The sequence below is a fragment of the Candidatus Zixiibacteriota bacterium genome (assembly GCA_021159005.1).
GTDB lineage: Bacteria > Zixibacteria > MSB-5A5 > UBA10806 > 4484-95 > JAGGSN01.
Genome location: JAGGSN010000134.1, coordinates 65,475 through 80,395, shown reverse-complemented (window position 1 = coordinate 80,395; position 14,921 = coordinate 65,475). Strand labels below are relative to the sequence as shown.

General features: G+C 42.0%; 12 protein-coding genes. 10 read left to right on the top strand and 2 right to left on the bottom strand.

Features of this window, described 5'->3' with window-relative positions:
* The first annotated feature begins 708 nt into the window (after positions 1-708).
* From J7K40_08745 to J7K40_08705, 9 genes are all read left to right on the top strand, one after another.
* Positions 709-2,394 (top strand): FAD-dependent oxidoreductase, encoded by a 1,686-nt coding sequence (locus tag J7K40_08745; GenBank protein MCD6162485.1) that lies wholly within the window; start codon positions 709-711, stop codon positions 2,392-2,394.
* 39 nt (positions 2,395-2,433) lie between these two features.
* The gene (locus J7K40_08740; protein ID MCD6162484.1) at positions 2,434-3,642 is read left to right on the top strand and encodes a glutamyl-tRNA reductase; all 1,209 of its coding nucleotides are present in this window, start codon (positions 2,434-2,436) and stop codon (positions 3,640-3,642) included.
* Positions 3,643-3,672: 30 nt separating this feature from the next.
* Complete coding sequence (locus J7K40_08735) at positions 3,673-4,311, top strand: bifunctional precorrin-2 dehydrogenase/sirohydrochlorin ferrochelatase (GenBank protein ID MCD6162483.1); 639 nt, start codon at positions 3,673-3,675, stop codon at positions 4,309-4,311.
* Between the two features lie 30 nt (positions 4,312-4,341).
* A complete protein-coding gene (gene hemC, locus J7K40_08730; GenBank protein ID MCD6162482.1) occupies positions 4,342-5,256 on the top strand; it encodes a hydroxymethylbilane synthase in 915 nt (304 codons plus the stop codon).
* On the top strand, positions 5,249-6,811 hold the full coding sequence (gene cobA, locus J7K40_08725) for a uroporphyrinogen-III C-methyltransferase (GenBank protein MCD6162481.1): 1,563 nt from the start codon (positions 5,249-5,251) through the stop codon (positions 6,809-6,811). Before hemC ends, cobA begins: the two co-directional genes overlap by 8 nt.
* Positions 6,808-7,779: a porphobilinogen synthase gene (hemB, locus tag J7K40_08720; protein ID MCD6162480.1), complete on the top strand. Its 972-nt coding sequence runs from the start codon at positions 6,808-6,810 to the stop codon at positions 7,777-7,779. Before cobA ends, hemB begins: the two co-directional genes overlap by 4 nt.
* 203 nt (positions 7,780-7,982) lie before the next feature.
* The gene (gene hemL / locus J7K40_08715) at positions 7,983-9,281 is read left to right on the top strand and encodes a glutamate-1-semialdehyde 2,1-aminomutase (GenBank protein MCD6162479.1); all 1,299 of its coding nucleotides are present in this window, start codon (positions 7,983-7,985) and stop codon (positions 9,279-9,281) included.
* Positions 9,268-9,624, top strand: coding sequence for a nucleotide pyrophosphohydrolase (locus J7K40_08710; GenBank protein ID MCD6162478.1), 357 nt, complete (start codon positions 9,268-9,270; stop codon positions 9,622-9,624). Before hemL ends, J7K40_08710 begins: the two co-directional genes overlap by 14 nt.
* A gap of 333 nt (positions 9,625-9,957) precedes the next feature.
* On the top strand, positions 9,958-10,473 hold the full coding sequence (locus J7K40_08705; protein ID MCD6162477.1) for a hypothetical protein: 516 nt from the start codon (positions 9,958-9,960) through the stop codon (positions 10,471-10,473).
* A gap of 38 nt (positions 10,474-10,511) precedes the next feature.
* On the opposite strand, the gene J7K40_08700 is transcribed toward J7K40_08705, so the two are convergent.
* Together J7K40_08700 and J7K40_08695 are read right to left on the bottom strand one after the other, a co-directional pair.
* On the bottom strand, positions 10,512-12,185 hold the full coding sequence (locus J7K40_08700; GenBank protein MCD6162476.1) for a hypothetical protein: 1,674 nt from the start codon (positions 12,183-12,185) through the stop codon (positions 10,512-10,514).
* A gap of 79 nt (positions 12,186-12,264) precedes the next feature.
* Positions 12,265-13,239: a glycosyltransferase family 2 protein gene (locus J7K40_08695; protein ID MCD6162475.1), complete on the bottom strand. Its 975-nt coding sequence runs from the start codon at positions 13,237-13,239 to the stop codon at positions 12,265-12,267.
* Positions 13,240-13,673: 434 nt separating this feature from the next.
* Between J7K40_08695 and J7K40_08690 the strand changes: the two genes are divergently transcribed.
* Positions 13,674-14,879: an O-antigen ligase family protein gene (locus tag J7K40_08690; GenBank protein ID MCD6162474.1), complete on the top strand. Its 1,206-nt coding sequence runs from the start codon at positions 13,674-13,676 to the stop codon at positions 14,877-14,879.
* The last annotated feature ends 42 nt before the right edge of the window (positions 14,880-14,921 follow it).

Below are 14,921 nucleotides of genomic sequence, written 5' to 3'. Positions count from 1 at the left end.
AATTAAATTTCAGAAATCGATTTTGATTCGATGATTATCCATTTGCGTCATTCCCGAAAACGGGAATCCAGAAATCCGCCAGTGGCGGACGGAGCTGTATGTTAAACCAATGGCGGATAACAAAAATACCGTGCCCCGCGTCCGCAGACAGGCGGGCGCCGGCAGGCAGGAGCTATAAGCATGACCAATCTCTGGATTCCCAATCAAGTTGGGAATGACGCGGGCAGTGTGGGAATGACATCACTATAGCATCCGCCTAAGGCGGAAAAGGCCGGACAGTAGTGATATGAATAGAATCCCAGATTTTGCAGTAGAGCTGCAAATAAATTAAAATATTATTCGGAATTATGTTGAACATTTAGCGCTAATAACACACCCCTAATCCCTCTCAAGAGGGGAATAATAGATAAGGAGCACACGAAGACGTGTGCCGCCCACCCATATTAACATGTGTTTCTTCTGCTATAGCTAAGTAGGGCATCCGCCTCAGGCGGACGATTTTTGCCTATTCATTTCCGCATCATCACGCAGCAGGCAAACAAAAGAGGGCGTATGCAATACGCCCCTACGCGTTGATGTATATAATGTTAGGTTTATCACTAAAAAATCAACGGTCAAAATCCCGATTTGCAAATTCAGAAAAAAATCGAGAAACTTCTGTAATTACTGGGTTGTGTTGAGCAGCTATATTAATTATATTACAAGATTATGGGAAAATCAGATTTTGTAATAATAGGAGGCGTAGCCGCTGGTACTAAAACAGCCGCAGCATTGGCACGGCGTCTGCCATCAGCCAGCATTACAGTTTTTCAAAAGGAAGAACATATTTCTTACGGCACCTGCGGCCTTCCCTATTTTGCCTCAGGCGATATTAACAGTTTTAAAGATCTTACTATAACGCAATATGGTGTGGTTAGATCGCCGGAGTTTTTCAAAAACTCTAAGGGAGTCGATGTTTTTATTAACTATGAAGTTATCAGTATCGATAAAAAAGCGAAAACTGTAGCTGTTAATGATCTAAAGACTGGCGAAACATTCGAGCATGGCTACGGCAAGTTGGTTTTGGGAACCGGGGCTAATTCAGCTAAATCGCCTTTCCCGGTTGCTGAAAGCCCAAGGATAAAACCATTTGCGCGCCCTTATGATGCTATCAATTTCCGTAAAATGGCGCAAACCGGACAGATTGGCACGGCGGTTGTTGTGGGCGGCGGATTTATCGGTTGTGAAGTTGCCGAAGCCGCTGGCAGTCTTTGGGGTATCGAGGTAACGCTTGTCGAAAAGGAGAAGCAGCTTCTACCTTTTGTGCTTGACTCGGAAATGGCGGCAATTGTTAGCCGTGAACTGGCGCGGCAGGATGTCAATGTTATCACCGGCGGTATGGTTGAAAAAATCGAGCTTAATGGCGAAAGCAATCCGGTGGTAAAAATACAAGGACAGGATGAAATCGTTGTTGACTATGTATTTCTCTGTTTGGGCGTCAAACCAGAGGTATCGCTGGCGAAAGCTTGCGGTCTTGAAATCGGCGAAACCGGCGGAATTTTAGTAGATAAGCATTTGCGGACATCCGATGAGCATATCTACGCGGGCGGCGATTGCGTAGAGTCGTATCATCAGATTACCGGCAGGAAAACATATATGCCGATGGGTTCGCTGGCAAACCGTCATGGCTGGATTATAGCAGAGAATTTAGCCGGCAATGATATTGAGTTTCCAGGAGTAGTCGGCGCTTTTTTAGTAAAAGTATTCGATTTGAATGTCGGCGCAGTCGGGCTAACAGAGACTGCTGCCGCCGATGCTGGAATTAAGGCTAAATCTGTTTGGGGGAGTTTCCCTGAAAAACCTGATTATTATCCCGAGGGGAAAACTATCACGCTTAAAATGGTCTATGGTGAAAATGACCGGAAACCTTTGGGGCTTCAGGCGGCAGGCAAGGGCGATATATGTCGGCGAGTTGATGTAATGTCATCATTTTTACAAAGACGAGCGACTATAGAGGATTTACTTAAATTCGAGCAGGGTTATGCTCCCCCGTATTCGGAGGCATTAGACCCGCTTCACCATTTGGCAACGATGATATTGGCTCAGGGTAAAGGCGTTAGTTTTATAAGTCCGGGCGATGATTTTGAAAATATCGATGGTGATGTCATCTGGCTCGATGTTCGCGAAACCGACGAGGTTAAAGCTGATAGTTGGCCGTTTGCTAACAACTGTAAACTTACAAACATCCCGTTAAATGACTTAGTCAACCATTTGGATGAATTAGACAGAGATAAAAGAATTATACTTATATGCAAGCGCGGTCCTCGTTCATACCAGGCATCGATTATACTGAAGCAGGCGGGATTTGAGAATGTGGAAATTGTTGGCGGCGGAGTAACAGCCTCGCTAAAGTAATTACGATATTGCAGGCGAAGATTCGGGAGAACAAATTAAATGACATCCAGTAGCTGGCATCTTATTGTTTGCGGAATAAGTCATAAAACATCAACGTTAAAACAGCGTGAACCTCTTCAGATTGGACGCGATGAGATAGTCAAGGCTGCTATCAGTTTTGGCGAGCTTAAAGGGGTTATGGAAGTGATAATCGTTTCCACCTGCAACCGGGTTGAATTTTATGCAATAGCAAAGAAAATTGCAGAACCTTTTGAACTGGTGAAGTCATTTTATCAAAATTATAAAAACCTGGATATAGCCGATATTGAACATTGCTTCTATTCTAAAAATAACAAGCATACGGTATCGCATCTGTTTAATGTTGCAGCCGGCATCGATTCGATGGTGCTCGGCGAGAACCAGATATTAGGACAACTTAAGGATGCTTACAGTTCTGCCTGCACTGCCAAGACGACCGGCAAAATTATACATAAACTATTCCACCAGGCTTTTCGTGTCGGCAAGCTGGTTCGTTCCGAAACCGAGATGGGCAAAGGGGCATGTTCGGTTTCAAGCACAACGGTTGAGTTTTTGAAAGATAGAATCAGCAGGCTGGGCAAGCCAGCCATATTGTTTGTCGGCGTTAATCAGATAATTAATTTAGCCGCCTCTAAAATCATAAAATTCCCTCACGGTAAACTTATGTTTGCCAACCGCACGCCTGAGAAAGCGGTTAAATTTGCTGCTAAATTTAATGGTTCGGGTTATTCGCTCGACCGGCTTTCGAGCCTTATCGAATCGGCAGACTTGGTTATTACCTGTACGGGTTCAAAGGAACCTGTTATTACTCGACAGATGATAGATACTTATATATCATCAGGGAAAAGCAACGGGCTGATAATTATGGATATAGCGGCGCCGCGTGATGTTGAAATCGGTAAGAACTATCACGCCAATATTGAAGTGTTCGATTTAGAAGACATCAAACAGCATGTAAAAGAACATCAGCAAAAAAGGGAGCTGGCTATCCCGCAGGCTCAGGAGATAATAGAGCGCAAGCTCAGCGAATTTGCCTATTGGTTCGATCAAGTGCGGCATGAGCCATCCTATAATGGGCTTGGCGAAGCCTGCGAGGAAATACGCTTGAAGGAAATCTCGAAAGTGCTGGGAAAACTTTCTCCGGAACTTAAAGATGAGGTAAACAGGACGACAAAAGTTCTGGTTAAAAAAATACTGCAGGTGAAGTTTCATAATCGGGAGCTTGTTTGATGTCTTTCAATCCGCTAAAATGGAGTTATTATGGCAAATGAATTCTTACCTATAACTATTTCACTTAAAAACCGTCCCTGCTTGGTAGTTGGCGGCGGAGCTGTGGCATTACGTAAAATAAATACGCTTCTTGATTATGAATGTGATATTACGGTTATTGCGCCGGAGCCGGTTGAAAAGATAGGGTATTACGCCAGCAAGAAATCCCTGAAACTTGAGAAGCGCAAATACGATTCACCGGAGGCATCAGCTTACGGGCTTGTTATATCTGCCAGCGATGATAAAGAGTTAAACAAGCAGGTATCGGAGGATTGTAAAAATGCGGGTGTGCCGGTAAATGTAGTAGATTCGCCTAAGCTGTGCGATTTTATTTTTCCGGCTGTGGTCAGAAGGGATTGTATAACTGTAGCGGTTGCTACCGATGGCAAGGCTCCCTTTTTAGCCGGTCATCTGCGTTTAATTCTTGATGATATATTCACTCAGCGGTGGAATAAAATCGCCAAGCTTGCGGCTTTATTCAGAAAAAAAGTACATAGACAATGGAAGGGGCAACCGGGTAAAAAAGTCGAAAGTCTTAACAGGTTTCTCAATGCCGACTGGAAATCTATTCTGAAAAATAAGGATGACCAGCAAATTGAGGAAGAGCTAAACCGTTTGCTGGAAGGTTAGCGCCGATTTCAAGCGGCGGCAATCTGCTTTATGAATACTATTAAAATCGGCTCAAGAGGAAGCAAGCTTGCCCTTGCCCAAACCAATTATATAATCAACCTGTTCAGAAAAAAACACCTGGATATCAATGTAAAGCTGATAATTATAAAAACCACTGGTGATACCGATAGGATATCCTCACTTGAGAAAATCGGCGGCACTGGAGTATTTACCAAAAAAATCGAACAAGCTCTCATTAATAAAACCATAGACATTGCTGTACACAGCGCAAAAGACCTGCCATCAGTTGATGCTAATGGCCTCATGATAGGCGCGGTTCCTGAGCGAGGACCGATTGAGGATGTCTGGATTGCAAAGGATAATTCAAGTCTTGCTGATACTAAACCCGGAAGCGTTGTCGGCACAAGTTCGCCTCGACGCAAGGCAATGCTTTTACACATGCGTTCCGACCTTATAGTGCGCGATATAAGAGGCAATATCGAAACTCGTCTTAGCAAGCTTTCACTTAGCGGTTATGATGCTTTAATAGCGGCGCGCGCCGGACTGTATCGGCTTGGTTTTGATGATGAAACAACTGAGATACTATCGCCGGATATATTCATACCAGCGCCCGGACAGGGAGCATTAGCGGTGCAGATAAGATGCGATGATAAAAATATTAAAGAAATAGTCAGCCTTTTAAACGATGAACAGGCACATCGCTGTCTAAACATTGAAAGACTGCTCCTGAAAAAATTAAACGCCGGTTGTTCTACCGCTATCGGGGGAATTGCCTATTGCGATATAAATGAAGTTTGGCTGAAAGCGGTTATTTTTAACAAAAACGGCAGTAAGCGGCTTGATGCTTCTGATAAAATCACCGCCGAACTCTCAAATGAATTGCTTGTAGATAAAGTAATGAACAGTTTAATTAAGCAGGGAGCGATAGCTTTAATCGATGGCTGATGCGATTAAAACAGGAACGGTATATCTTATAGGTGCCGGACCTGGTGATCCGGGGCTTATCACGGTTCGCGGCAAAGAGCTGTTAAATAGCTGTAATATAGTCGTATATGATAATCTTGTGCCCTCCGAAATTGTTGTTTCATTGCCAGAACATATCGAGAAGAAGTATGTCGGCAAAATAGAGGGCAAACATTCGCTTCCTCAAAAGGATATAAACCGACTTCTAACTGATTTTGCCCGTGATGGAAAAACTGTAGCTCGTCTCAAAGGCGGCGACCCGTTTACCTTCGGCCGCGGCGGCGAGGAAGCAAAGTATCTGCATGATAACGGCATCAAGTATGAGATAGTCCCCGGCGTAACCGCCGGTGTTGCCGTGCCCGCCTATAGCGGGATACCCTGCACTGAACGGAGTAAGGCATCATATGTTGTATTTGCCACAGGTCATAAAGCTAAAGAAAAAGAAACTACATCAGTACCTTGGGAACATCTTGCCAAAGCTAAGAACGGCACATTAGTAATATACATGGGTGTTCGAGAATTTGAAAACATTGCCGCAGCGCTGATAGAAAACGGCTTGTCTCCCGAAACACCCGCCGCAGTGATTGAGCGGGGAACTCTGCCATCGCAAAAAATAGTTGTTTCATCATTGCATGAATTGCCGGCTAAGGCAAAACGGATGAATATCAACCCGCCCGCCATATTCGTTATTGGAGATGTTGTCGGATTTCAGAATGAGCTTGACTGGTTCAGTCATAAGCCGCTATCCGGTATCCGGATTATGGTAACCCGTCCCGCAGACCAGGCGCAGGCTATGTATGTATCGCTGAGGGAAATCGGCGCGGAGGTTATGCCCTATCCGACAATTGCCACCTCGGAGCATGTCGACCTGAAGGGCTGGACGGCGTTTGATGATATTAAGCATAGCTCCGGTTCTATCGATAATTGGCTGATATTTACAAGCGAAAATGGTGTGCGGTATTTTATTAATCAGCTTGTATCCCGCGATGCCGACATCCGCTGTCTGGCCGGTTTCAAAATTGCTGCAGTTGGTTATGGCACTGCGCGGGCATTGAAAACGTTTAATATTAAAGCTGATTTTATCCCCTCGAAAGCCACTGTCGAATCCTTAGCCAAGCAGATGGCTGACAGCTTCAATCTCAAAGGCTCGACAATCGTACGCATCAGGGGAAACCTTGCTGATGACACTGTCGAAAAGACACTAATCGATACCGACGCGAATGTTATCCCGATACAGACTTATAACACATATTATCCCGAATGGTTGGAGGGATTCAAGGAGAAGCTTTTTAATTATCCGCCTGATGTTATAATATTCACCAGTGGTTCTACTGTTAAGGGATTCTGCAATATTTTGAATAAAGATGAAATAGATAAGCTGATAACGGATGCCGTTACAGTTTCCATTGGTCCATCAACATCGAAAATTATCAAGTCGCATGATATTCATGTTGCAGCCGAGGCGAAAGAGCATAATATACCGGGAATTATAAACGAACTTTTAGCATATTACAAAGCAAAGGAGGGCGTGAAATGAGCTTTCCATCAAACCGACCCAGAAGGCTTAGAAAAAGCGAGGCTATACGCCGATTAGTGCGCGAGACCGCAATTTCTCCCTCGGATTTTATATATCCGATTTTTATAAGCGAAACGATAAGCAAACCCGAACCGATTGAGTCTATGCCGGGGATATTCCGGTATCCGGTTAAAGAGGCAGGAGTCGAGGCGAAACGGGCGTTCGAGCTTGGCATTCCGGGTGTTCTGCTTTTCGGCATACCGGCGGAAAAAGATGCCGCAGGTTCGGCATCATTAAAAGATGATAGCATAGTACAACAGGCAATCAGAGAGATTAAAGATAAAAATCCGGAAATATTAATAATCGCCGATGTTTGCTTTTGCGAATATACCGACCATGGCCATTGCGGCATCATAAAGAATGGCGTTGTCGATAATGACGCTACGATTAAAAATCTGGCTAAGCAGTCGGTAAGTTTTGCCAAAGCCGGCGCTGATATAGTCGCCCCCTCGGATATGATGGATGGCAGAGTGCAGGCAATCCGTCATGGCTTAGATGATGGCGGTTATAAGGATATCGCTATCATGTCATACTCGGCAAAGTATTGCTCGGCTTTTTATGGACCGTTTAGAGAAGCGGCAGGTTCGGCTCCGCAGTTTGGCGATAGAAAAAGCTACCAGATGGACCCATCGAACACAACCGAAGCGCTTAAAGAGATAAGCCTCGATATCGACGAGGGCGCCGATATTGTCATGGTTAAACCGGCGCTTTCGTATCTTGATATAATCGCTAAAGCTAAAAACAGATTCGATGTTCCTATTGCTGCCTATAATGTCAGCGGCGAATATTCTATGGTGAAGTTTGCTGCCCAAGCTGGCGCTGTCGATGAAAAACTTCTCACGCTTGAGATATTAACATCTATCAAACGCGCGGGTACGGATATTATAATATCATATCATGCAGTCGAGGCAGTTGGCTGGCTTAGCTAAGATATGCGATGATGAGAAATTATTTGATGAATACGCATTATGCTGCAAGTATGTCGCGTAGGGGCATATTGCAATACGACCCTACTCGCAGGAGCAAACAACAAATTAACTCTGTCAACATTGTAGGGGCTTATTGCATAAGCCATTTTTGTTGCTCTGCAGGAATGTAATTGCGTTTAGTAAACAGATAAGGGTATTTAATAATGAGTAATAAAAAGCCAAACAGCAAGTCATCTGAGATATTCACGCAATCATCCAAGCTCATACCCGGCGGTGTAAACAGTCCGGTAAGGGCATTCAAATCGGTTGGCGGCAGCCCGTTTATCGTTGATAAAGGCGAAGGGGCATGGCTGTATGATGTCGATGGCAATCGCTATGTCGATTATGTCATGTCGTGGGGTCCGTTGATATTGGGGCATGCCCATAAGCAGGTTGTTAAGGCGGTTAAGAGCAAAGCCGATTCGGGAACATCATTCGGCGCGCCGACTGAAGACGAACTAACATTAGCCCTGATTGTAAATGAACGGATGCCCTGGGCAGAGAAAATCCGCTTGGTAAGTTCCGGCACCGAGGCATGTATGACCGCAGCCCGATTAGCCAGAGGCGCAGCCGGCAGAGATATTATAATCAAGTTCGATGGCGGCTATCATGGCCATTCTGATTCGTTTCTGATTAAGGCAGGTTCAGGGCTGGCAGCCGGCGGCATACCGGCAAGCAATGGCATCCCGGATAGAATAACCAAAGCCACTCTATCCATTCCCTATAATAATATTGATGCAGTAGAGAGTTGTTTCAAGGAGTTCAACACACAGATAGCGGGAGTCATAGTCGAACCGATAGCCGCTAATATGGGCGTCATACCGCCTGTGCCCGGTTTCCTTGAGAAACTGCGCGAGTTAACCAAGCGACATGGCAGTGTATTAATCTTTGATGAGGTAATCACTGGTTTCCGTATAGCGCCGGGCGGCGCGGCTGAGTATTATGACATCAAACCCGATCTTGTTTGCCTTGGGAAAATTCTGGGCGGCGGCATGCCGATTGGCGCAGTCGGCGGCAAGCAGGAAATCATGGATAACCTGGCGCCATTGGGCGCTGTCTATCAGGCAGGTACTCTTTCGGGCAATCCGCTTTCGACTGTCGCCGGAATTGCCGTCCTAAAAGAACTGAGCAATATCAATATTTATAGGCAGATAAAACAGTATGCCGATGACCTCACCGGCAAAATATCAAAGCTTTGTGAACAATATGATATGCCAGCCAAAATCAATCAGGCGGAAAGCCTGTTCACTTTGTTTTTTACCGATAATGATGTTATCGATTTTGATACTATCAATAAGTGCGACATGAATAAATACGCCAAGTTTTTCCATTCGCTGTTGAAACAGGGCGTATATATTCCGCCCTCCGGATATGAGGCATGGTTCGTAAGTTATGCTCATCGAAAAGAGCATTTGGATTTAACGATTAAGGCTATTGAAGGATTTTTAAATGAGCAAAAATGACAGCTATTTTGAGAGCCTATCCAAACGTATTGCCGATTTCAGCAATGAAAGGGATTGGGAACAGTTTCATAATCCGAAAAACCTGAGTATGGCATTATCTATCGAGGCGGCTGAGTTGATGGAGATATTCCAATGGCTGACGCTATGGCAATCGAAACTTGAGAGCCTCTCACCTGCTCAAAGGCAAGCGGCGCAGGAAGAGATTGCCGATGTGATGATATATGCCATACGTTTATCGCAGATGCTGGATTTCGATCTGCTCAAGGCTATTGATGAAAAGATTGTCATCAATGATAAAAAATATCCGGTTGATAAGATTAAGGGCAAGGCGGGGTTGGAGTAGCGTTAAACTCTATTGAGGGGTGCCCCATCCCCCGCCTCAAGCGGGGGTGGAATACCTTTATAAAAGCTGCCAAACTTCAAAATTCATAACTATCAATCGATATCAGAATGTTGATAAAACATTATGGAATAAATTACCAGGCAAGCATTTTCCTGTATTCTGAGGCAGCCCGCTCCCGCTTTGGGCGGAAATGGGGCGCCCTGGCAAAATCCTGGCACAGTTGGGTATTTTATTCATAGTTTCCCCATAGATAGAAATTAAACTATCCCTCTTATAATCCGATAATTTATAAGATACGGGATAATAACTATCATAATAAACAAGGGAGATATTATGACAAGATGGATAATCACAGGCATTGCCATTCTGGCATTGACTGTCAGTTGTTCGGAAAAGCCAGCCCAAACAATCGAACTGGCTCAGTATCCGATATCAAGCCTTGAGGGAATCATCACCCAGACAGGCATCGAATTTGACGCGCAAGTTTCCAGCGATGGCAATGGTTCTATCCGAATTTCGTGCGACACTTCGACTGTAATCGAACTCTATCGAAACAGCGCTATCGATATCGAGGATGCACGATTGATATATCGAGCCAGCATGCGTTCCGAAAATATCGAGGGGCAGGCATATTTAGAGATGTATTGCGGTTTTCCCGGTAAGGGCGAGTTTTTCTCAAAAGATTTGCAAACGCCTTTATCGGGTAACAACGATTGGTCGACCGAGGAAACATTTTTCTTCTTGAAAAAGGGCGAAAATCCCGATTATGTAAAGCTTAATGTCGTTATAAACGGTAAAGGCACAATTTGGATTGATGATATTCATCTGTTGAAAGCGCCGTTGAAATAGCAAGCAGCAGGGCAATCCGCCGCATCGGAAAGCCCTGCCTATTTGAGTTTCAACACCACAAACCCATCATTCTCAAAAACCAGTTCATAATCATCTGAAAAATCATATCCATAACCCTTGTGCAGAACAATATAATTGGGCTGATATTCAGCCCTGAGCATAGTCAATCGCTCATCATCGATATTATTGTAGCCGGCCGCAGCCTCAGGCAAACAGGACACCTTTTCAATGCCCGAAACAGTCTCGATTCTATGATACCAGGCAATCAACTCGCTTGATAAAATCGGATGCGATTTCCAATCGACTACTATGGCTCTCTGCGCATTCAGACGGAAATTATTCAAATCGGGCGGGACCAGAAAAACAGCATCGACTTTCGTATGCGAAGCCCAATTATATAATTCGGTCTCATTGATTGAAAACCCGCTAATCAAACTCGACCATTTAGGGGCATCCTTTAAAGGCATCAGACCGCCGATAACCCAAACTACGAGTGAAAAAATCAGCACGATATTGATTAATATCTTATCTGAAAACTGTTTGTATGATTTTAATCGTAGAATTAATTTAAACATGATACTCAGCAGCAATATTAATAAAAACTGATATTTGCCATGATGCACATAGAATAAATTAACCAAACCAAAACCAGCCGTAATTGATGCTAACGCTGTCTTTGAAATTGCCTGCGCCGACTGCGATTCCATAAGATACATAATGCACCCGGCGCTGATAATAATCTGAATGAATAAAATCACGAAAGGAGCTAAACGCCAGAAATACAGCTGAGCTGCCAGGGGTATATAAACAACACTGGTTAAAAGCGTGGCGATTATTGTCAGGAACAGCATCGAGATTAAAAGAATTTTAAAGTTGAGCCATTCGCTTTTGCGCAAGAATAATTTCCAGCCGATTGCCAGACCCATTAATAGCCAGCCGCTGAATTCGACAAAGTCTTTATAAAAATGTGATGGCATATAATGATGTGGCGATCTTATTTCAAACAAAATCCTCCTTGCTATTTCCGAATCGGGAGAACCAGCCGAGCTGATTATCAATGGCATTAAAGGCATAAGGCTAATTACTGAAAAGCCGAGCTGTTTTAGAAGACGAATCCCAAGTTTATGCCTGCCTATTAATAAATGAGCTATGAAAAAAACAGGAAAACCCAATACTAAAAAATTTGCATGAAAAATTCCCCCCAACGCAAGATAAATACCGGATAAAGCATATTGTTTCCTGATAAAATACAAAAAAGCGGCTAAAAATCCTAAGCTTCCTATTGTTGATGGCTGCAATATGCCGCAGAAAATATAACTTCCCGATACGCTGAATGTCTTGGTAATTGTTATAATCGCCATTAAAAGCAGATAGACGGGAAGGAGAAATCTATCTTTCAAAACAACTGCCATAATCTTATAAATCAGGATACTGCCCAGCATTAAAGAGATTACATTGATAATGCCAAATGCCCAGCCGCCCGAATTAAGGCTATAGAGCAGCATGACTAAATAGGAAAAAAACGGATTATAGTCGGTGGTTTCGCTTGTCAGCCAGTCATTTGCTAACAAGTCAGGATTGAATAAGTTAAGCCCATGAATAAGATATGTGTTTTGATTGCTTATACCATAATTTAAGCCGAAGAACAGGCCAAAACACAAAGAACATATAAACACCAATAATACTGAAGCGGTTCTTTTATCGGTAAGCATAAGTTAATATTCCGGTATTTTGCTAAAATCGGAAGTTAAATAGAGGTTAATTGCGCCGATTAATACGATTATTATTAATTTAACCATTATCATCAATGAAACCTGACATATCCTGAATAAGGAATCGCGGCCTGTTTTTCAATGTTTCAAAGATATTTCCCAGATATGCCCCAATTATTCCAAGTAATATGAACAGCATTCCAAACATGAAAGAAATCACAGTAAGCGTGGAGGCCCAACCCGGAACCGAGATTCCCTGAATGTATCGGATGAAAATATAAACAAGTTCGGCAAAGGCTAATAAGCTTGTTATAAACCCCAGCCATATACTGAATTTTAGCGGAACAATTGAAAAAGAGAGGATAGCGGAGATAGAGAATTTAAACAATTTCCACAAGCTGAATTTCGTTGAACCCGAATATCGTTTATTGGCCTGAAATGTGATTGTAGTTGCCGAAAATCCCACCCAATGTGTTATACCCCTGAAAAATAAGTCGGTATCACGCATATCCTTAATAACATCTACCACCTGCCTGTCAATTAACCTGAAATCAGATAAGCCTTTTGACATAGGCAAACCGGAAAGCAGGGAAAATATTTTATTAAACAGACGAGATGTAAATCGCTTGATGAATGAGAAGTCTTCGCTGTCGATTCTTTTAGTGTTTACGATTTTAAATCCCTTTTGCCAGGCATTATACAACTCGGCAATTTTCTCTGGCGGATGCTGACAGTCGCCATCCATCGTTATTATAGCTTTCCCGGATGCGTAATGAAGGCCGGTAAAAACTGCATTCTGATGGCCAAAATTTCGGGATAGAGAGATGCCTTTAATATGAGCGTTCTTTTTCGAGGCTTCAGTTATTAGGTGCCAGGTTTTGTCGGAACTGCCGTCATCAATGAAAATTATCTCATAGGAAACATCTAATTGCTTTATGTCTTTTATAAGCGATTCTAAAAGATAAGCGACATTTCCTTCCTCGTTTAACACTGGTATTACTACCGAAAGAACCGTTTTGTGAGTCTCTATTTTCTTATCTTGTTCGATAGGCATTTTGTTTTCCTCATAATGGCACAATAATCTTAAATTATGTATAATCTATTGATTGAATATTGTCAACTACCCTTTTGTATGGTAGTTTTTGCGTCGATATGAAATAATAATTGATGTTTAATAATTCGCGATATATTTATCATGACAAAGATTCCTCGATATATTATATAGAAAGCTGAAAATATGAAAAATGTTTGCAATAGCGGCGAATCGTTATGCCATAGGTTTTAATGAGAAAATTTTAGCGCAGTAGTGTAATAATGGATTACCTTATAAAAAATAAATCCTATTTGGGTTTAATAATCTTACCGGTTCTGTTGTCAATAATAGTATCCCTTATCTCTTCATATAATCATTATACAAGCTTTATTATAATGGGAGGCATAATTATAATAGCAATTGCCGCAGTAAAAATAGATATAATAGTTTATTTAATGCTGGCAATATGGCCTTTCGTATGTGGGTATCTGCCGGAGAATATTACGCTATATTTCTGGTTTCTTATAGCCTTGTTATATTTTATATCTTTATTATCATTGTTGTTATCAAACCGAAAATTCCATCTGCCTCCTAAGGAAATTATTTACTTTTTTGCGGCTTTTTGGATGCTGGTTATACTTTCTGATATTGCTAATATTAGTAGCGTTAATATTAAAGCTAATGTTCTCTTGGTGTTTTATACGATGCTTATTTTTATGTTCTATGATTGGAGCTACAATAAATCCCCGATTAGAATATTTATTTTTGTGCTGTTTCCTTTAGTTGTCGCGGTTATTATGATACTGTTTACAATTATAAATAACATGAGTTTTATTGGAATTCTTCAATTAATATTTATTAGATACTGCGCTTTTTTTGGCAATCCCAATACAATGGGTAATTATTTTAATTACATGATACCAGTGCTTTTTGTGTTTGTTGTCATGAAATATCCGGCGAAGCTTAATAAAATATTACTTGTTTTACTTATACTATCAATGTTGGGTTTGCTTATGTCCAATTCCAGGGCCGCATATCTTGGCGTAATGTTATCGCTTTTTTCTATGTCTATGGTTTTTAAAAGCCTTAGGAAACCGGTTTTGGCTTTTCTGTTAATTATAATTATCGCCTTAATAGTATATCCGACTTTTCAAGAATTGCTCAAATTTATTTTAAGAATAGATACGGAAATGACTTCGGGCAGGATGGATATTTGGGCTTCGGCTATTAATACAATAAAAGAAAATTTTATTTTTGGTGTTAGTATTGGAAATCAACAAGCCTATTTAATGGACAAATTGCCTACGGTATTTACAAAATACGTATTTAAGGATATCCCTAGCGCTCACAACTTATATTTAAGCAAGGTGTTGGAACTTGGAATATTAGCTCTGCCTTTATTGATATATCTTTTTATATCATTAGGAAAATATATTAGGCTCAATTTGAAATCGGAACTTACATTTCAACAAAAAGTATTAAATTACGCCAGCTTGGGAGCGCTAATATCATTATTTGCCCGATCCTTTTTCGAGGGTTCCGTGCTGATTCAGCAAGGAGGGATATTTCCAATATTCTATTCCTGGATTGTTATGTTTTGGCCGCTTCAGATATATCAGAAAAATCAAAAAGAAATTGCGCCAAATAAAGAAAACTTATAGACATTCAGACAAAAATCTCCTTTACAGAAAAACCGCCTTTAA

What these genes read in the sequence shown, in the direction of transcription:
- cobA (MCD6162481.1), top strand. Translation starts at nt 5,249, where the DNA reads ATGGCTGATGCGATTAAAACAGGAACGGTATATCTTATAGGTGCCGGA.
- hemB (MCD6162480.1), top strand. Translation starts at nt 6,808, where the DNA reads ATGAGCTTTCCATCAAACCGACCCAGAAGGCTTAGAAAAAGCGAGGCT.
- J7K40_08690 (MCD6162474.1), top strand. Translation starts at nt 13,674, where the DNA reads ATGCTGGCAATATGGCCTTTCGTATGTGGGTATCTGCCGGAGAATATT.
- hemC (MCD6162482.1), top strand. Translation starts at nt 4,342, where the DNA reads ATGAATACTATTAAAATCGGCTCAAGAGGAAGCAAGCTTGCCCTTGCC.
- J7K40_08705 (MCD6162477.1), top strand. Translation starts at nt 9,958, where the DNA reads ATGACAAGATGGATAATCACAGGCATTGCCATTCTGGCATTGACTGTC.
- J7K40_08710 (MCD6162478.1), top strand. Translation starts at nt 9,268, where the DNA reads ATGAGCAAAAATGACAGCTATTTTGAGAGCCTATCCAAACGTATTGCC.
- hemL (MCD6162479.1), top strand. Translation starts at nt 7,983, where the DNA reads ATGAGTAATAAAAAGCCAAACAGCAAGTCATCTGAGATATTCACGCAA.
- J7K40_08735 (MCD6162483.1), top strand. Translation starts at nt 3,673, where the DNA reads ATGGCAAATGAATTCTTACCTATAACTATTTCACTTAAAAACCGTCCC.
- J7K40_08745 (MCD6162485.1), top strand. Translation starts at nt 709, where the DNA reads ATGGGAAAATCAGATTTTGTAATAATAGGAGGCGTAGCCGCTGGTACT.
- J7K40_08700 (MCD6162476.1), bottom strand. Translation starts at nt 12,185, where the DNA reads ATGCTTACCGATAAAAGAACCGCTTCAGTATTATTGGTGTTTATATGT.
- J7K40_08695 (MCD6162475.1), bottom strand. Translation starts at nt 13,239, where the DNA reads ATGCCTATCGAACAAGATAAGAAAATAGAGACTCACAAAACGGTTCTT.
- J7K40_08740 (MCD6162484.1), top strand. Translation starts at nt 2,434, where the DNA reads ATGACATCCAGTAGCTGGCATCTTATTGTTTGCGGAATAAGTCATAAA.